15 protein-coding genes are annotated in these 19,239 nt (G+C 33.4%); 4 read left to right on the top strand and 11 right to left on the bottom strand.

From position 1 onward, the window contains the following. Positions 1-42: 42 nt before the first annotated feature. From AC3ISB_RS19400 to AC3ISB_RS19440, 9 genes are all read right to left on the bottom strand, one after another. Positions 43-1,353 (bottom strand): nucleotide sugar dehydrogenase, encoded by a 1,311-nt coding sequence (locus AC3ISB_RS19400; protein WP_489273891.1) that lies wholly within the window; start codon positions 1,351-1,353, stop codon positions 43-45. A 292-nt stretch (positions 1,354-1,645) separates the two neighbouring features. Next, positions 1,646-2,839 (bottom strand): glycosyltransferase family 4 protein, encoded by a 1,194-nt coding sequence (locus tag AC3ISB_RS19405; protein ID WP_489273893.1) that lies wholly within the window; start codon positions 2,837-2,839, stop codon positions 1,646-1,648. Between the two features lie 184 nt (positions 2,840-3,023). Then, a complete protein-coding gene (locus AC3ISB_RS19410; RefSeq protein WP_489273896.1) occupies positions 3,024-4,208 on the bottom strand; it encodes a LegC family aminotransferase in 1,185 nt (394 codons plus the stop codon). After that, complete coding sequence (locus tag AC3ISB_RS19415; RefSeq protein ID WP_489273898.1) at positions 4,201-4,845, bottom strand: acetyltransferase; 645 nt, start codon at positions 4,843-4,845, stop codon at positions 4,201-4,203. Before AC3ISB_RS19415 ends, AC3ISB_RS19410 begins: the two co-directional genes overlap by 8 nt. Before the next feature lie 2 nt (positions 4,846-4,847). Further along, entirely contained in the window at positions 4,848-5,510 is a 663-nt protein-coding gene (locus AC3ISB_RS19420) for a sugar transferase (protein WP_489273900.1), read from the bottom strand. A 75-nt stretch (positions 5,511-5,585) separates the two neighbouring features. Beyond that, the gene (locus AC3ISB_RS19425) at positions 5,586-7,406 is read right to left on the bottom strand and encodes a polysaccharide biosynthesis protein (protein WP_489273902.1); all 1,821 of its coding nucleotides are present in this window, start codon (positions 7,404-7,406) and stop codon (positions 5,586-5,588) included. A 431-nt stretch (positions 7,407-7,837) separates the two neighbouring features. After that, the gene (locus AC3ISB_RS19430) at positions 7,838-8,602 is read right to left on the bottom strand and encodes a tyrosine-protein phosphatase (RefSeq protein ID WP_489273904.1); all 765 of its coding nucleotides are present in this window, start codon (positions 8,600-8,602) and stop codon (positions 7,838-7,840) included. A 140-nt stretch (positions 8,603-8,742) separates the two neighbouring features. Continuing rightward, positions 8,743-9,420 carry a CpsD/CapB family tyrosine-protein kinase gene (locus AC3ISB_RS19435; RefSeq protein WP_489273906.1) on the bottom strand — a complete coding sequence of 226 codons (678 nt, stop codon included), beginning with the start codon at positions 9,418-9,420 and terminating at the stop codon, positions 8,743-8,745. Positions 9,421-9,456: 36 nt separating this feature from the next. Further along, entirely contained in the window at positions 9,457-10,146 is a 690-nt protein-coding gene (locus AC3ISB_RS19440; RefSeq protein ID WP_489273908.1) for a YveK family protein, read from the bottom strand. A gap of 472 nt (positions 10,147-10,618) precedes the next feature. On the opposite strand from AC3ISB_RS19440, the gene AC3ISB_RS19445 reads away from it, so the two are divergent. Further along, positions 10,619-10,930: a helix-turn-helix domain-containing protein gene (locus AC3ISB_RS19445; protein WP_489273910.1), complete on the top strand. Its 312-nt coding sequence runs from the start codon at positions 10,619-10,621 to the stop codon at positions 10,928-10,930. Between the two features lie 565 nt (positions 10,931-11,495). Here AC3ISB_RS19445 and AC3ISB_RS19450 read toward each other — a convergent pair. After that, complete coding sequence (locus tag AC3ISB_RS19450) at positions 11,496-13,100, bottom strand: pectate lyase family protein (RefSeq protein ID WP_489273912.1); 1,605 nt, start codon at positions 13,098-13,100, stop codon at positions 11,496-11,498. A 1,261-nt stretch (positions 13,101-14,361) separates the two neighbouring features. Here AC3ISB_RS19450 and AC3ISB_RS19455 point away from each other — a divergent pair. Beyond that, positions 14,362-15,540: an MFS transporter gene (locus AC3ISB_RS19455; RefSeq protein WP_489273914.1), complete on the top strand. Its 1,179-nt coding sequence runs from the start codon at positions 14,362-14,364 to the stop codon at positions 15,538-15,540. Between the two features lie 205 nt (positions 15,541-15,745). Next, positions 15,746-15,937 (top strand): hypothetical protein, encoded by a 192-nt coding sequence (locus AC3ISB_RS19460; RefSeq protein ID WP_034308728.1) that lies wholly within the window; start codon positions 15,746-15,748, stop codon positions 15,935-15,937. 204 nt (positions 15,938-16,141) lie between these two features. On the opposite strand, the gene AC3ISB_RS19465 is transcribed toward AC3ISB_RS19460, so the two are convergent. Then, positions 16,142-18,160 (bottom strand): CDP-glycerol glycerophosphotransferase family protein, encoded by a 2,019-nt coding sequence (locus tag AC3ISB_RS19465; protein ID WP_489273917.1) that lies wholly within the window; start codon positions 18,158-18,160, stop codon positions 16,142-16,144. Between the two features lie 328 nt (positions 18,161-18,488). Between AC3ISB_RS19465 and AC3ISB_RS19470 the strand changes: the two genes are divergently transcribed. Next, positions 18,489-18,866: a helix-turn-helix domain-containing protein gene (locus AC3ISB_RS19470; RefSeq protein WP_489276972.1), complete on the top strand. Its 378-nt coding sequence runs from the start codon at positions 18,489-18,491 to the stop codon at positions 18,864-18,866. Positions 18,867-19,239: the final 373 nt, after the last annotated feature.

Raw genomic sequence — 19,239 nt, forward strand, 5'->3', positions numbered from 1 at the left:
AGATAACTAAAATGTATAGTTACCTTAGTTGTTCTTTATATATTACAAACTCCAGTACAAATACCCTTTTTGTATAGCTTCACTTTTATTTTTAACACTTTTTACATCAATAAGTATTTTATTATTATCAGCATAGAAATAGGATAATTCCTCCAAATCAATACCTTTAAATTCTTCGTGCCCCACAGCTAAAACAATTGCATCCATATCTCTTACATCGTCTAAGCTTGATAAACTAAGACCATACTCTCGATAAGCTTCATCGGGATCCACAACAGGGTCAATATATTTTATGTTTATCTCAAAATCATTTAAATAATTCACTATATCCATTACCTTTGAGTTTCTTACGTCTGGACAATCTTCTTTAAAAGCAACCCCAAAAATCGCTACCTTTGCACCTTTAACTTTCTTATCAGCATCTATTAATTCTTTTATTATTGCTTGTCCAACGAACTTGCCCATATCATCATTAATTTTTCTTCCAGATGCAATAATTTGTGAACGATAACCAAGTTGGTTTGCTTTATAGATAAAATAGTAAGGATCTACACCAATACAATGACCACCAACTAAACCAGGATAAAAGCCTAAGGCGTTCCATTTCGTATTCATTGCTTTTATTACTTCACTTGTATCAATATCCATTTTATCAAAAACCATTGCTAATTCATTCATAAATGCTATATTAATATCTCTTTGTGAATTTTCAACAACCTTTGCAGCCTCAGCTACTTTTATAGAACTAGCTTTGTGAACTCCTGCTTTAACAACTATTTCATAAACCTTTGTAATTATTTCTAATGACTCATGATCGATCCCAGATACAATCTTTACAATGGAATCTAGTCTATGTACCTTATCACCAGGATTTATTCTTTCAGGAGAATAACCTACTTTAAAATCAACTCCACATTTTAAACCAGACTCTTTTTCCAGTATAGGAATACAAACTTCTTCTGTTACACCAGGATATACGGTTGATTCATATACAATATAAGAGCCTTCAGTTAAATTTCTACCTACTACTTCACTTGCACCGATAACTGGAGATAAGTCTGGCATTTTATCACTACTAATCGGTGTAGGCACTGCTACTATATAAAATTTAGCATCTTTCAATTTTTCTTCATTTGATGTAAAACACATGGTAGTATCTTGTATAACCTTATTCCCAACCTCATTAGTTACATCGATACCGCTTTTATACTTTTCAATTTTATCTTTATTTGTATCAAAACCTATTACTTCTACATATTTTGCAAATTCAATAGCGAGAGGCATACCTACATAACCAAGCCCTACTATAGCGATTTTTTCTTCTTTTGATAAAATACTTTCATAAATACTCAATTGAATTTCCCCTTTTTTTATTCTCTATATCCTTAAAGTTATCCCTAAAGACCAAAGAAAGACATATTAACTACTAATCAATCTTACGCGCTTTCCTTTATTAGCAAATGATTTATATTTCAATGCTTTTCTACCTAAATTTTGGTAATTAAATATTCAGTGATTAACCTTACAAAAATTATTTCTCTTGCAATACCTTGGAATATATTAGAATTTCTATTTTCTCTGTTTTTTAAAAAAACAAACAATAAAAAGATTCTATATTCAGCTACCCTAGTCTGAAAATCATATTTTAAGCACCTTTAATGATTTCTTCTATCCTTTTACAACAAATATCTCTTGAATAAGAAGACTTTGCCAAGTGATAAGCATTATCTCCCATCTCTTCAAATAGTCTTCTATTATTTTTAATTTCAAGGATTTTTTCAACCATGTCTTGGTAATCTTCAGGATCACTAGCAAAACCAGCATTATGTGTTTCAAGTACTGTCTGTTGCCATCCACTGTAATTTATCATTACTGGAATTCCTGCAGCAAGAAAATCAAAAAATTTATTAGCGCTATTATTAAATAAGATAGGATTATTTCTAACAGTTACTAGCCCAATATCAGAGCCTTTAGTTAGTAAAGCAATTTCATGCTTTGGTAATGGGTCTCTGAAAATAACATTCTCTATCGCTTCTACCTTAACTCTATTTTTCAGCAAATTCTTTTCTTTACCATCACCAACAAGTAAAAAGATTATATCTTTATCATATTTTTGAATCTTTTTAGCAGCATCGATTACATAATCAAGTCCGTTAACAAAACCCATTGTACCAGGATGAACACATACAAATTTATCTTCAGGTATGCCATACCTTTTTTTAATTTCTCGTTTGTTCAAGGGTATGGTTTCATATAATTGCATAATCGAAAAATTTGTAACAACTGAAATTTTTTCCGGATTAACACCTTTTGAAGAAATACTAGTTTTCATTCCAGGTGAAAGGGCAATTATGTGATCTGCTTTATCATAAACATATTTTTCGAATTTGTATAAGAGGCTTATTAATAATTTATTCTTTATAAACCCAAGTTTAACAGGAACCTCCGGCCAAACGTCTCTTACCTCAAAAACAAATTTGGTCCGTTTAAATTTGGAAATCGCAAGTGCAGGTAATGCAATTGTAAGAGGTGTAGATGATGCAAATACTACGTCAGGTTGTTTTATTTTCATTCCTATAATTAAACTTTTAGAAACATAAATTAAAAATGCCAGTATTCGTCTAAAAAAAGACAGCGCATTTGAATACGGGGTGTTAGTTGAATATAATTTAAAGTTATTTGGAAGATACCCTTTAATTTCTTCCTCACTATAATTAGTTCCAGTTATCATATTTACGTGATGACCAGATTCTGTTAATTGCTTAGAAATTTCATATGACCTTGTTCCATTCGCACTACTAGGAGTCGAAAAATATTGGTGAAGGTATATAATTTGCATAATTAACCTCCGAATTACACTTTTTTTAAAAACATTTATCTTTATACATAATATTGCTCACATAATAACTAATTGAGATACACTGATAAACAGCTAAATAGCACTATTTCTTTTTCAAATTTACTTTGGTGTTTTTAATATTTACTATAATTTAAAAATACCTAAAGTTATTTTTTTTGTTGCTTTATTGCATAGATAGTCTTCTACATTTTTTTAAAGTACTTATTACTTTCAAAATATCTTCCTCAGATAAATTACTACTACAAGGCACGTTAATAAGGTGTTTCTCATAAAAATCGGCTTCCTCGATTCTATATCCTTGATTCTTTAAATAGGGTTTTTGCTTATGAATAAGGCCCCATAATGGTCTTGTCTGAATATTATTTTCGTTAAGTAATAAAAGAAGTTCATCTCTATCTATGCCAAACTTTTCTTTGTCTACTATAACTGAATAAAACCAATAATTTGCTCTTGTATCTGGTTTAAACGGTAATAGGGTTAAGCCATCTATGTTACCTATAGCTTCCTTATAAAGTTTATAGTTCCTTTTTTTAGTTTCGATAAAGTTATCTAGTCTATCAATCTGATCTGTGCCAAAAGCAGCTTGTATATTAGTCATTCGATAATTATAACCTACTTCATCATGAATAAAATACAAAGGATCAGTCTTAGCTTGAACAGATAGGAAAACTATCTCATCGAGTAACTCTTGGGTATTTGAAACAACCATACCTCCACCACCCGTTGTGATGATCTTATTTGCATTAAATGAATAAACTCCTACATCACCGATAGTTCCACAATGTTTTCCTGCATATTGCCCTTTAAGATAGTAGGATCCTAGAGCTTCTGTTGCATCCTCAATAAGTTTTATATTATATCTTTCTTTAATCGACATTAGCCTTTCCATATTTACCGGATTCCCGAATACATGAACAACAATAATCGCTTTAATATGTTTATTAGTCTTTTTATTAATTACTTTTCCATCTACAAATTTACATTCAAGTTCTAAAAACTCTTCTAACTTATCCAAGTCCATATTAAGAGTATCATCACAATCCATAAAAATCGGCTCTGCTCCTACATATCGAACAGGATTTACAGCAGCTATAAATGTTAATGTAGGTACAATGACTTCATCTCCATTCTCAACACCAAGTGCCCTTAAAGAAAGATGCAATCCTGCTGTACCACTTTGACAAGATATAGCTCTATCAACTCCTACATATTTAGCAATTTTAGTCTCAAATTCCTCAATAAATCTTCCTCCAGTAGATACCCAGCCTGTTTCAATAGTTTCTTTTAGGTTTTCCAGGATATCTAAAGAGAGGTTCGGAACAGAAAGTGGGATGGTTTTGTTATTCATTATCATTCACTCCTAGATGTTTTTTAAACTCCGCTGGCACCCCAGCGACCATAATATTATCAGAAATATTCTTAATAACAGAAGCTCCAGATGCAATAAGAACATTTTTTCCAATATGGATATTATTCACAATTGATGAACCGATTCCAACCCAAGTACATTTATCAATCGTTACAGTACCACCAATATGCCCACCAGGTGAAATATGTACCCCATCATTAAGTATACAGTCATGATCAACACTAGAGGAAGTATTGATAATACAACCTTTCCCAATATTTGTATCACCATTTACAACTGCTCCTGCCATAACGACTGTCCCCTCACCTAACGAGCTTGTTTTACTAATGAAGCTAAAGGGATGAACGAGTGTGGGAATAATAAATCCTTCTCTTGCCAACCGTTCTATCCAATTAAGCCTTAATTTATTATTTCCTATGGCAACAAAGGCATATTTGTATTTTTTTTTAAAAGAATTATATTCACTAAATTTGCCAAGTACTGAAATACTTAATACTTTATTTAGATTTTCTCTATCATCCAGAAAAGCAATGTTTTCCCAATAATTTGTTTGCATTGCAATTTCAGATACCACTTTTCCATGTCCACCGGCTCCCAAAATTAATAAATTCCCCATTATTATTTGGCCTCCGAAATGTTCTTTTTTGTGTTTCCTGTAAAGAATGGCATTGTATCACCATTAGAATTATTAATATCTTTTCTTTTTAAAACGTTATAAATAGTGAGACAAAGTATCTTCAAATCAAGAGAAAAGCTTATATTATCTACATACCAAGTATCGAATTTAAATTTATCTTCCCAACTTAATGTGTTTCTTCCATTCACTTGGGCCCACCCTGATATACCCGGTGTTACTTCGTGTCTTCTCATTTGTTCTTCAGAGTAATAATCTAAATACTTTACAAGTAAGGGCCTTGGTCCTATAAAACTCATTTCACCACGTAGGATATTAATAAGCTGAGGAAGTTCATCGATACTTGTCTTACGCAGCACGGAACCAATTTTGGTCATTCTTTCCATATCAGAAAGAACTCTTCCATCTTTCTCTGTTTCAACTCTCATAGTTCTAAATTTGAAAACTTTAAACACATAAGCATCTTTTCCAGGTCGTTGTTGCTTAAATATTGCAGGGCCACTTGATTCTATCTTAATTGCAATACTTGCTAAAACCATGATAGGAGATGCTAGAATTAATAATAATATTGAAAAAAATAAGTCAGAAATTCTTTTGAAGATTAAATATGAATTATTAACTAGTAATCCTTTTTGCTCATTATTCAATATTACACATCCTTTGATTTTGAGATTCAACTAAGTTCTACCGTTGTAGTAACACTATAAAACTATTTACAATAACTAGGACTTCGCTAATAAAACTTTGTTCTTTCTCTGATTAGCTAAATTTATAACGAATACTTTAAGTTCTAATGAAGATAATTTTTCATGGAAGCTTAGTAGATATTCTATTTCTTCTTCCTGTTCCAGAACCGCTTTTCCTATAAAGATTTTAGGGAACACAGCTTCACTATGAACCTCTTTCTCCCCTAATAGTTCTTCATACATTTTCTCACCAGGTCTGATACCGGAAAATTCGATTCCAATTTCATCTACTGAATAGCCTGATAACTGTATAAGATTTGTCGCTAAATCGACAATTTTAACAGGTTCCCCCATATCAAGAACAAAGATCTCTCCACCTCGAGCCAATGAACTTGCCTGAATGACTAATCTGGACGCTTCAGGTATAGTCATAAAATACCTCGTCATGTCTGGATGTGTGACCGTAACTGGTCCACCGGCTTGAATTTGCTTTTTAAATAAAGGAATTACGCTCCCTCTGCTGCCTAAAACATTTCCGAAACGAACAGCAACAAATTTTGTCGTGCTATTTTTAGCTAACTTCTGGATGATCATTTCAGCTATACGTTTGGTTGATCCCATAACATTTGTTGGGTTAACCGCTTTATCAGAAGAAATCATGACAAAAGCCCCGACACCAAAAGTATCTGCCGCATCTGCAACATTCTTTGTTCCGAAAATATTATTTTTTACCGCTTCACGTGGATTATATTCCATCAAAGGAACATGTTTGTGTGCAGCAGCATGATAAACAACATCAGGGCGGTAGGTGTCCATCACTTCAAAAATTCTTTCTCGATCCTGAATATCTGCGATAACAGGTATGATTTCAATTTGTTCTGCATATAACTTTTTCAGTTCCATATCAATCTGATAGATACTATTTTCTCCATGTCCTAGGAGAATAAGTTTGCCAGGTGAGAATCTGCATATTTGGCGGCAAATCTCTGAACCAATCGAGCCCCCAGACCCGGTTACCAGGATGGTCTTGCCTGTTACATATTCTGATATACTGGTTATATCCAATTCAACAGGTTCTCTCCCTAATAGATCTTCCACTTCCACTTCTTTAAACTGATTAACTGCTACTTTCCCTAACATAATATCTTCAATCATGGGCATAATTTGCGTTTTTGCAGTCGTTTTGACACATTCATCAAAGATGACCTTCAATTCTTTCTTATTTAATGAAGGAATTGCAATGACAATATTATCTATATGATATTTTCCCACCATTTCGGGGATAAGTTTTGAGTTACCCACAACGGGTATTCCTAAGATGTCTAGCTTATCTTTTTTCGGATCATCATCAATGAATGCTACAGGTTTAAGTTCCGTGTCATGATTATTAAGAAGTTGGCGTACAACCATGGTTCCAGCAGAACCCGCACCGATTACCAATGTATTTCTGGTTTCCTTTTGATTATTTATCAAGCGGTCACGCAGCATTCTCCACGAAAAACGGGATCCGCCTATAAGGATGACATGCATCATCCAGGTCAATGCCATGGCTCTTACATAAACATCTTGAAAAACCATTAACTGGATGACAATAACTACGATAACTGATAAGCTTACTGCTTTAACAATAGACAGTAACTCTCCAATACTCGCATATTCCCATGCCTTATTATACAGCTTATAAATAGAAGCAAAAAAATGATGGCTAATTAATAGAGCGACTGAGCTTATTAAGAGTGCTGTAAGCTTAAAAATTTCTAAATATGGATGTAGTACTAAATAACTTACATAAATGGCCGATAATACGATTACGGAGTCTAATAATGCCAGTAACGTTAGTCGATTTCGGTAGGCCAACCAAATTTCCCCCTTCAAATACTTACTTTTAAATTCAGCAAAAGCAGAGTCTTCTAATGTTCTCGGCCTTTACTTTTCAATGAAAACAGGTTTTAAACTGTTCCAAAAAGTAACCTTATAATTGTCACTAAAATTATTAAATTAAATCATAGTTCCTTTTCCTTTTTTTGTAGAGCTTTTTTTCTTTTCTTAATAGACTTTAGTAGGCTCGTCTCTAATTGAGTTAATAAGATTAAGGAAGCATCTTGTTGTATGTATCGCAGTGCTTTCTTTATAGATTTCGGATAATCACTAAACTTTTCCAAATTAATCTATCTCCTTATTTAAATCCTTTACACTGAATCCTATTATTTCTTAAGAGCCTTATAAAACTTTACACATTAACGAATATTATTTATAATAATGAAAGCGTTTCCTAACTATCCACCATACTAAAAAATCCCTAAAATCTTTTTTTTGAATGGCACTGGTTTTTCAATAGTAGGACTTTGGCCCTTTAATAGCTGTTCAGCGTTTTCTTTAAAATGAAAAGTACGTTCTATTCCATATGTTTTTGTTATTTTTTCATAGGCTAGTTGTAATGTGAATCCTCTAGGGCCTATATTATGAGCATCTGTTGCAATAAAATGAGCCAGATTATGTTCGATTATCTTTTTTGAAAATGATTGAATACTTTTACCGAAGTTCCCGATGATACTGCCGGAGGTAATCTGAGTTAACGCGCCCTCCTGGACCAATTCAAATAATAGTTTATGATCCGCTATCAGTTCCTTATTTCTTTCCGGATGTACGATAATCGGTGTTATTCCTTTCAGTAGCAGCTCATAAATCACTTCTTGTGTGTATGTGGGTACCCTTCCCGAAGGAAGCTCTAGCAGCAAATATGTACCCTTATCGTTTAACGTTAAGATTTCTTCTTTTTCAAGTGAAGAAAATAAGTCCCGGTGTATCCTTACTTCTTGCCCGGGATGAATGGTGAGAGGAATATTGTTTTGTTGCAAACTCTCATTTAACCTAACTGCACTGTCAATAATGTCACTTTTAACATTTACATACTTCTCGTTTAAGTGATGTGGCGTGGCAAATATATGGGTGATTCCTGCTTCTATCGCTTTCTTTGCCATGTTCATACTTTCCTTCATGTCCGTGGATCCATCATCAACCCCTGGGAGAATGTGACAATGTATGTCAATCAAATCTCATACACTTCCTTTATAAAACAAATAGGAAAAATGACCTAATTTATCTGAAAATAGGAATTAATACCCTGATTAATAGTAGCATATAAAAATGCCATTAAACAGGGTGTTATTTTGTCGAAAATTGTTTTATTCCATTAAGATTGATAGTAATAATAATTGCTGTTATCCGTTTCAACGCCATTCAAAACGACTCCAAGTAAGTATGTGTTAGCTTTCACTAAGAGCTCCTTTGCTTTTACTGCACTTTGTTTATTTGTCTTGCCGCTCGCCACTACCATGATCACGCCATCACATTTATTGGCTACAATCTGGGAATCCGGCACTACGAGAACGGGCGGTGTATCAAAAATGATATAATCATATATTTCCTTTAATTCATCAATAGCTTTTTCTATCGCTTTGGAATTTAATAATTCCGAGGGGTTAGGCGGTATCGGCCCACTTGTAAGAATTTCCAAATTAGGCACATTCGTTTTCATGACTGCTTTTTCTATGCTCATTTTCTTGGTTAGTACACTCGTAAGTCCCTCTATATTACTAAGACTAAAAGCATAATGAACGGATGGTTTCCTTAAGTCTGCATCCACTAGCACAACTTTTTTCTCTTCCTGTGACAGCACGATGGCGAGGTTGGCAGCTGTGGTCGATTTACCATCATTAGGCTCCGATGAAGTTACCACAATGGTTTGTATTTCTTTATCAACTGAGGAAAATTGAATGTTTGTTCTAATTAATCGATATTGTTCAGTGATAGGTGACTTAGGATTTGTCTGTGCAATCAAGTTCACCTGTTTTTTATCTTTACTTCTCAAAAATCCCGCTTCCTTTCATACTGCTTCTAATCCGAATTATCCTTTATTATGTACCTGTGTAATCTTTTGAATTGATCCAAGTATAGGTAACTCTAGGAGTCTTTCAATATCATCCTCGTCCTTGATCGTATTGTCCATATACTCCAGTAGGAATGCCAAGCCGACTCCAGCCATCAATCCGACCACCAACGCAATTGCAATATTCAATACTGGATTAGGTTTTACAGGTGTAGGATTCTCCTTAATTTCAGCCTTGGCCAGAACGCTCACATTATCGACGTTCATAATATCCTTGATTTCCTTTTGGAAAGTTTCAGAAACTGTATTTGCTATTTCTACTGCTTTGGTATGATTACTATCTTGAACAGTTAATGAAAAGACCTGTGAATTTTCTTGGCTGTTGATTGTGATTTTTTCACTAAGTTGTTCTACGCTTTGCTCTAATTCAAGCTCATCAATGACTTTCTCCAAAATGGCAGGGCTTTTTATGATCACGCTGTATGTATTGATCATGTCGATATTAGATCGGATTTGATTCGAGTCCAATTGGTTTTCCGATTGTTTCTGATTAACAAGTATCTGTGTTGAAGACTGGTAAATCGGTGTTAATAAGAAATAAGAAATTATTCCACTAATCAAAGCAGCAATTAATGTTAGCAGCATGATTAGCTTCCAACGTTTCTTTAATGTTTTAAAAATATCTTTAATACTAATAGTTTCTTCCATTTCATCCTCCTGATATGTTAAAAATGACCTATTGCATTATAACATAATATTGCCTATTTTTATGTATTTTCAAGGAAATTTACATGAAACTTACAATCTAAGAATACTTTTCAAATGCCCAATTAATTTTACAAAAAAGAAAATGACAATACAAAGGAAATAATTCCTAAATTTGAAATATTGAATTGAATACATATTTATAACCCATTTCCCAGAATATTTGCGACTTAAATTTCAATAAACATAAGTATACACTAAATTCAAACCTTCCTTATATGATTTGTATGTTTTAAATATTTTCTTGTAAAAAACCTAACTAAATGCCTACCAAAACAGGAAAATCCGTTTATAGATAATATTGTGTCAAGTATTTTAGTGCCTAGTTATCATTAAAAATGAAAGGAAAATGTGTAAACTGAAAGTGATAGTTTAAATCAGTTAATTTTCATATTAATGGTAAGGTGTGGTCAATATGATAGGTTACCGAGTTAAGTCGCTTAGGAAAGAAAAGAAAATGTCAATTAGTGAACTCTCCGCAAAATCCGGCGTTGCCAAATCTTATATAAGCTCACTGGAACGAAACCTTCAAACAAACCCTACTATACTAGTTTTAGAAAAATTAGCTGGAATTCTTTGTATAAAGGTGGATGCTCTGCTATACAAACAAGAAGTCAAGGACATAGATGAAGAGTGGATGGAAATCATGCAGGATGTTATGGGGTCAGGAATATCGAAAGAGGAAATGCGCGAGTTTATCGAGGATAGGAAATATTCTGCTCGTTAAAATATGTATATATTAAGGGACGTCTTGTTTTTTCTATTCCTCATTATTTCGAAAAGCTTTCCCAGCATCCATTGTTGAAAATATTTCCAGAGAGGGAAAAGTGGTTTAAACCACTTTTCCCCTCATTACACTCTATTAGCTTACAAAATGGAATTAAAACCCATAAGCAATGGGCATGGATCTGCTATTTTCTGTTTATTTTTTTAAAACTTTATTCATATTAAATTAAAAGGGAACATAAAAAAAACGATATTACTTGTTTTTAGATTTGCTGGAACTCATTTTTCTTAACAAGGCTCAAAAAAAAAACAGCATTTTCTGCTGGGTTCTCTAAGGTAATTAAGTGACACTCTCAATACCAAGATCGATTCTTTTGGAACTGTACAAGCGAATTATTATTAAAAGTGTCATCATACTTGATTTAGGTAAACCCAAAAAAACATTAGTATCTGGTGTTTCCGATCAAAATTATAAAATTGACCTTGATTTAGTATGACGGCCATCGGTTTCCTGTTTCTCTTTGTCTTGAAGTCAACTTTTGCATGGTTTTCTTTCAAAACTGTTATTAACTAGTTGTCAATTGGGCACTTGTAGCACCCGAAAGATATGATACTAGTCCCGGTGTTTTTTCTAACTCTAATTTAGCATGTATACCATTTAACTGCGCATTAGCAATATTTGAGCGTATAACAAGAAGATTGCCATTCCCTGATACTAATATTTCATTTATTGTTGGTGTCCCCCTTACTTTTAACCCCCGTATCTGGACTGTACTCGATGCATCAGCGTTTATTAACACAGGGTTAGTTAAATCAGAATTATTTTCAATGATTAGGTTATCAAAGGTTACATCAGTTGCAGATCTACACCTTATTAAACCGAATTGATAACATTGATTTGCTACAATCTTAAAATCTCTAAAGTTAATTTGTGATATTGGATTAACCGTTCCTAATCCATTAACAGATAATAAAGGTGCACTATACATTGTTGTCGGTACATTAATAAAAACTTCAGAAAAGATGATGTTGGATATTCTGCCACCTGTATAAGATGTATTAGGAGAGTCCCTATCCTGAATATATATTATTTGGGCTTTAAGCATTAAATTCACTTTATTGATGTAGATATTTTCTGTTACCTTCCCATAAAAAAGAAATCCTCCATAGCCCTTTCCTGATACTTGAGATATATTAATGTTCGATGAATTGTAAAAAGCGAATAAAGAACCGTAGATATTCATACCTTCGAAATTACTATCTACAAATACAACACTTATATTCACATTTTTAGCATTCACAAACTCAAAAATTTTTTCAACATTCCCTTTAATATTTACATTTGAAATATTTATATTTTTACTCATTACAGAAAATAACCATGGAACATATTTTTCTGATTCTGCTACTACATTAGAAACATTTACACCGTCTGCTTCAAATTTCATCAATCGCTTACTGAAATTTTTTGCTGTCACATTAGACACGTTTATCATCCCGTTAACTCCCATATGTTGGAAATGGAAAGCATCAAAATCTTCAATGATGAAATTTCCATATTCATCAACGCTGAAACAATCTTCTATGTGTATATTTGAAATGTTCAAACTGTAATTTCTAAGGTCTTTAACTCCATATGAATCTGTTCGTATACAACGCCCCGCTCCGCCACTATCACCAGTAATTCCATTTGAAGTGCATTTAATATTTCTAAAGGTTAAATGTGAAATATTTCCTTGTATTCCTGTTTTTAATCTAATAACATTCTGTTGGACTGCACTACCTGCAATAAAGTTTTTAAAATCCAACTTATTTAAGTTTAGATTAGTTACATTTTCATTCACTAGAATAGCAATATTGGAGTTTAGGCTTTCGTAATCAAATGTTATACCTTCTATCACTACCTTATCTGCATCCGCAGGAATCCCGAAAAGATAACTTGAATTTGTTGATTTTATTTTTGTAAACATAACTCCTTTCAATCTTATATTGGACGGTATAGTTATAGATTTGTTAATAATGTGCTGTGACATAAGTAAAACATCCCCACCGCCATTTGCACTTCTATAATTAATTGCTGCTTGAATGGCTACTGAATCATCGTCTATGTTGTTACCTTTTGCCCCAAATTCACCTACATAAGTACCGATATTCATAGCTTCATTAGCCATTATTAATTACCTACTTTCATTAATTGCCACGCTTGTTAATACAACAGATTGATAAATTACAAGGTGTCATAAAATAACTAAAGGCTGTACCACTAGGTTTTACATACTTTTTAAGGTGCTGCCGCAAGAATAAGCTTTTCAATCACTCTTGCTTGTACAATTTTAGATTATCCAAAGTATCGCTACTATAAATTGAATTTCTAGAAACGTTCAAAATATCATTAATTTAATTTATCTCATTTCTAAGTGTTTTATATAGTTAATGCAATTTTATACTGCATGGTTTATACATTTGTCCTGTTGTTCAAAAAATATTAATATTCTTTATAGAAAAGTCTTATTTTACAAAGGTTTAACACCTTGCTCAAAGAATCAATTTATAACAGGAAATTTAAGTAAACCATGAAACCCATAGCCTCTCTATGATGCCCTAGTTGAATACTTAAAGTTGGTCATCCGTGCACATTCTTCACATTTCATTAGCAAACCAACCTTATTCTATCGTGTATTAAATTCAGTTAAAGCGAAAACATACCTTATAGACTCAAGTAATAAATATTTTCTTCTGCAGGTAAGAAATTTAGATAAAGGTAAGGAATCATCGGTGGCTGCTTCGAGGGAAATAAAAAACTTGTGAAAATTAATAAATGGTGATATGAAAAATAGAAGGGCTCACCGCCAAAAGGCGCAAAAGTGGGAGATAACATTTATTTCTAAATATTTCAGTTTAAACATTTAATAATGGTTTGATTGAATAATAATGACTATAAAGGTAGCGTAATACGAATTTTTTGTCTTTTTAAATCATGCAACTTAACTCCGTATGTGTTTTATTATCATTAATGGGCTAGTTTTTAATTATTATTACATTAATTTTTTATTCAACTTGTCTGCTTAATCTATGGATTAAATTGTAAATTAATTACCTCAAATGCCTCATATACAAAGAAAGCGCTTTCATTTATAATTATCATAAGAAAATCAGGCCGAGAGGTGTGTTCAATATGATAGGTAAAAATGAAGGGAATTTCTTAAAAGGACTTTTGTTTGGTACATCTTTGAGCATACCGCTATGGATTTCTTTTATTGGATGGATTAAATTGATCATTAATAGTTTATTTTAGAGCCTTAGGGCTCTTTTTATTTTGTTGTAGTCAATATTACTTAGATTTATAGTGATCTCTTAATTTTAATAGATTGTTCTCTATAACTTTAGTAAAATGAGAATGATAATTACTATCAATTAAGGAGAATAACTATTATGGGTGTACCTTTGTTAAAAGAAGAGCTTCCGGTTGTTAATAAAATCTGGTCGCGTGATTTTATTATGATTTTCTTGGCTAACTTTTTTGTTTTTTTATCCTTTCAGATGACTTCCCCTACCCTTCCGCTTTTTGTAAAAGAGCTTGGCGGCAATGAACGGTATATTGGGTTAGTTGCTGGCATGTTTTTATTTTCTGCCCTGATTGTCCGCCCCTTTGCTGGACAGGCCTTGGAAACAAAAGGTAGACGTTTTGTTTTCTTGTTCGGTCTAGCCCTTTTGGCTGTAGCGATTGGTTCGTTTGGATTTATGATGAGTATTTTCCTTCTATGCGCTATGAGGATTGTGCAAGGGATTGGCTGGGGATATGCGACCACGGCATCAGGTACGATTGCCTCTGATCTTATCCCAGCAAAGCGTCGGGGTGAGGGAATGGGATACTTCACTTTATCGGGTAATTTGGCGATGGCTTTTGGTCCTTCATTCGGGCTTTTCTTAGCGGATGTTTTAACCTTTCAACATTTGTTTTTATTTTGCGGTGTATTAAGCCTGGCAGCTTGGATCATGGCTTCAACAATTACTTATAAAAAAGTAGATCATGCTTCTGTCCCAGTAAAAACTAATAGGTTTGACATTTATGAAAAAAGCGCTGTTGCTCCATCCGTTCTTGTTTTTTTCATTACGGTAACTTTTGGCGGGACTGCTACCTTCTTACCGCTTTATACAATTGAAAAAGGTCTGACAGGTATTCAAGGATACTTTTTTCTTTACGCTTTAGCGCTTATTTTCACACGTATGTTTGCTGGAAAAATCTATGATCAAAAAGGACATCAAGCTGTCTTCATTCCATCCACTCTTTTTATCGTAGTGGCGATGCTATTGCTAGCCTGGATGCCAAGTAACATGATTCTGTATTTGGCAGCTATTTTTTATGGCATTGGATTTGGTGCTGTCCAACCGGCTCTTCAAGCGTGGTCTCTTGAACACGCTGCTCGAAATCGAAAAGGGATGGCCAATGCCACTTTCTATTCCTTCTTTGATCTTGGAATCGGTTTCGGTGCCATCCTCTTCGGACAAATCGGCTATCTTTTCGGGTATATAAGCATTTACATAATGGCAGCAGTCTCTGTGGGGATTTCAATCTTGGCTTACCTATGGATTTTAAGAAAAATGAAGTAATTACACATTAAGGGACATCTTTATGGATGTTCTTTTTTCCTGAAAACAGAAGTGTTTGTAGAACAGTTTATCGCATTAACATCAGTACATTTTTTAACCCTATGTAAACTATGTTATGGTTTTATTTGTTTTAAGTAATGTTATTGTATTCCCTGTTTCCTTCTCTCTTTTTCGTTGTATGATAGAAAAAAAAGGAGTTTTGGGAATGATTATTCTGCAGTATATTGGAAAAGCTTTTTCATTCATGCATAAGGATATACCGGAAACTCATGTTAAATGCCATGTTTGTGCAGGTACAGGTGCTTACGATATTTATACAGATTGTCTTACCTGTAATGCAAAGGGATTAATTAGTAAAGTTGAGTATAATAGGAGGCTTGAAGAGGGTGAGATTTAAAAAATTTCATGAGGTCGATATATGTAAAAAAGAAGCAATATTGGCTATTGCTTCTTTTTTTTGTCCAAAACGGTGCCGTTTGTCCCTTTCAAAGGTATTTTTCTCTAATTTGAATGTATGATGTAAATTATCACACATTCAAAAGACCACCAATTGGTGGCCTTATCCCCTCTTTGTCCCGGGTTGACGTTTCATTCAGAACAATCAAGAAGCAGAAGATTGCTTTTCAGGAATAGTAAATGCACTCTCTTCCTCTAAAGGGTTATGTTCACTTTCGAAAAGTATGTTTTGAATGTAGTCATAGGTATTTTTAGTATTGTGACCACTTGTGCACTCCATTAATTTTGAAAACTGTGAAGTATAGAAAGGAGATTGTGGGTTATTGTAACTGTAAACTATTTCGGAGTGCAAATCCTTGAATATCTCTACTATGCCGCCAAAAGCAATCTCTTTCTGGAGAATGTTAGGCGCGCCATATTCCACTTCTGCCAAGGCTTTGTCTTCCCAATAGAAGATAACATTACTTCCACCTGCAAACGCATAAAAAGTAATAGAAGAATAATCGGATATGACAACTTTACTGTTCAATAGAGCATCCTTTATGTCCCCTATATAAAACGATTCTTCGTATTTATCATATATATCTGGGAACTGTTCTTGAAGTATGATTCTTGATTTAGGATGGAGAATGACATTAATTTTTTTATCTTTATAGAACTTCTCTTTTCGAATCAATTCCAAGAAGGAGAAATACCGGTCTAAATAGCTTCCAACTTCAATGCTTCCTGTGAGGTCCCATGGTCGCCATGTAAGCATAAATGTAATTTGATTTTTTTCACTTTGTTGTTCCTTGACATATAAATCAATATTAGGCAGCCCTGTTACCATCAGTTCTTTTTCCGTATAACCTGTATTATTAAGGAATAAGTTTTTCTCAAAATTGGAATTTACGAGCATGTAATCTGGTGCAATCGGCACTTTACGGTTAAAGTAACCACGTTCGAAAATATTGGTCGCCATACATGGTCCATGCTGCAACATTATTTTTTTATCAGTTGAAAGAACCTTTTTCTTAATTAAATAATCGTTATCGTACAGTCGGCGTTGTATATGTCCAACCAGATCGGAAGATTGAAAGCTTCTGGCTAAAAAGATGTGATAAAATGCTAGAAAACTATTTTTCCCAACAAGGGCCCTGCCGTAATGTTGCTTAAGATTTTGGTATTCGGGGTGGCCTTTTTCTAATATATAAACGCAGGAATCCCCCATCTTGAATGCATATTTAAACAGTTCAAATGCTGATTCCGAAGCCCCTGCACTAAACTTTTCAAAATAGATGTCGTATTTTTTTTTGTTTTGTGAAAAAAGGCTAATGAGATAAGCAAATCTTTCTTTTATTATAATGCTTTTGCTCATCATACTTGTCAATACGATAACGTATTGACCTGTGATAGACTTCCGAATAAAAAGTTCACTATTCATCTGCCCCAAACGATAGGAACGGGTGTTGTACAGATAATGATTTTTATCGTATTTGTGCTTAGAGTCTGATTTAAAATTATACCAATAATTATGATCAGAGTGACTGAGTTGGATAAAAATAGGCGTATTTATCTCGCTAGTATTTACATAATGTTGATAAATTTCTTTCATTGGCACGAAAGTCCAGTAAGTATGAATGAGTACGGATATCTTTCCTGTCTTCAATGCAAATTTCTCTCTTATTTTGACTGGAAAGAGAAAATGCACTTTGAAATTTATACTTTTATCGTAACCGAACGATAAATATGCTTCTTTGAACGAATAATTTCTGAAACGCATGACCCCAACAAATAGGAAGCGAAAGAATAAAAGGAATACTAAACTTTTGAAAAACGGGCTTTTCTCTATTTTATCCAGAGTTTTGTCTATCTGCAGATTTTTTTGATTTGTTTTCACGAAGGAAAGTTTGCAGTTTGTATCTACGAAGAAAATGATTCTTTCATTCTCAAATTTCCCCTCTTTATTAACATGACCTTTCTTTAAAGTGATTGTTTGTAAGATTGTCATTGGTTCATATGCTGAGAGAGTAACCGTATTGTTCGTTTCTTGACTATACACGAAATACTTTATATTGAATTTCCTTTTTTTACTTATACTCTTTGTGCCATTGAAAAGGCAATAGTCATCCAATAAAACAGGATTTCCATTTTCAAGACGACCATAAACTGTTTCTTGTTTCAATTCTTTCCCCCCATGTTTTCCGGAACTTGTAATCCTACGACATATTTTGCAGGTACCTTTGTCACACCCTATATTTTGAAAAACAGACAATATACCTATGATATTATACTAGTTAAACACTTCAATGTAATTATAATTTAAAAAAACTTATATCTTTTGTTGGTTCATCCTAATAGCCCTAGGATATTGTAGCCATAATGGAGGAGTACCTTCGGGGTAGCACAATAAATAGAAGCTTGATTAGTGAAACCTGTCACATATCAGATTGGCTCCTTATAGATTTTGTTAGTTTAACAAATAATAAGTCAAAGGAGTGATAAATTTGAAAGTGGAAGGTGTATATACTTATTTATGTGAAAGTTGTTCAACACTGTTTGGCGTAGTATCTCGTTTTTCTGTTATCGAAGATAGGGTTGATACACTGACGTGTCCCAAGTGTTCGAAAGTAGCGGTATTCATTGGAGAAGGCCATATAAATTACGTAAATGATGAAAAAAGGGAAGAAATAATAACGAACGAAACGAATGAAATATCACAACTACCAGAATTATTAACTGTAGAGCATTTGGCAGATTATTTAAACGTTAGTGAAAGAACTGCTGATGAATACATGGGAAGTCCCGATTTTCCTTTAATTCGTTTAAAAAGGTCCAAGAGGGTTTTCAGGGATGACTTTTTAGACTGGTTACAATCAAAGAAAAAATAAAACAAGAAGAAGTCATTTTGAAATTGTATGGCTAATAGAAATTTTAAAAAGCTGAGGTGCTACGTAATGGCAGCACCTTATTTGTATTTTAAAATAAGGATAGCAATTTCAATTTCGATAAGATCTGATTGATTGAACCTCTGTTGGTCTGCAAAGCTATGCAGCAAAGCGTAGTAACTACGGGAGTAGCAATGTTCTTAGGAATTCCCCACTTCAATCAGACTGTAAGGTCGATAAGTGATGGGTAGTTCAATGTGAAGATCCTTTCGGCAATATCATTGAACTTTACAGCCGAAGCACGGAAATGATGTATGGAAATAGAGATTGACAAGAACAGCCCCCAATTTGAGTATTGGGAGCTGTTCTTGTTTTT

This window comes from Peribacillus sp. GL_122 (assembly GCF_057835005.1).

Excerpts from the sequence above, each read along its gene's own strand:
- AC3ISB_RS19445 (WP_489273910.1), top strand. The coding sequence starts at position 10,619 with ATGATAGGTTACCGAGTTAAGTCGCTTAGGAAAGAAAAGAAAATGTCA.
- AC3ISB_RS19455 (WP_489273914.1), top strand. The coding sequence starts at position 14,362 with ATGGGTGTACCTTTGTTAAAAGAAGAGCTTCCGGTTGTTAATAAAATC.
- AC3ISB_RS19440 (WP_489273908.1), bottom strand. The coding sequence starts at position 10,146 with ATGGAAGAAACTATTAGTATTAAAGATATTTTTAAAACATTAAAGAAA.
- AC3ISB_RS19450 (WP_489273912.1), bottom strand. The coding sequence starts at position 13,100 with ATGGCTAATGAAGCTATGAATATCGGTACTTATGTAGGTGAATTTGGG.
- AC3ISB_RS19405 (WP_489273893.1), bottom strand. The coding sequence starts at position 2,839 with ATGCAAATTATATACCTTCACCAATATTTTTCGACTCCTAGTAGTGCG.
- AC3ISB_RS19410 (WP_489273896.1), bottom strand. The coding sequence starts at position 4,208 with ATGAATAACAAAACCATCCCACTTTCTGTTCCGAACCTCTCTTTAGAT.
- AC3ISB_RS19415 (WP_489273898.1), bottom strand. The coding sequence starts at position 4,845 with ATGGGGAATTTATTAATTTTGGGAGCCGGTGGACATGGAAAAGTGGTA.
- AC3ISB_RS19460 (WP_034308728.1), top strand. The coding sequence starts at position 15,746 with ATGATTATTCTGCAGTATATTGGAAAAGCTTTTTCATTCATGCATAAG.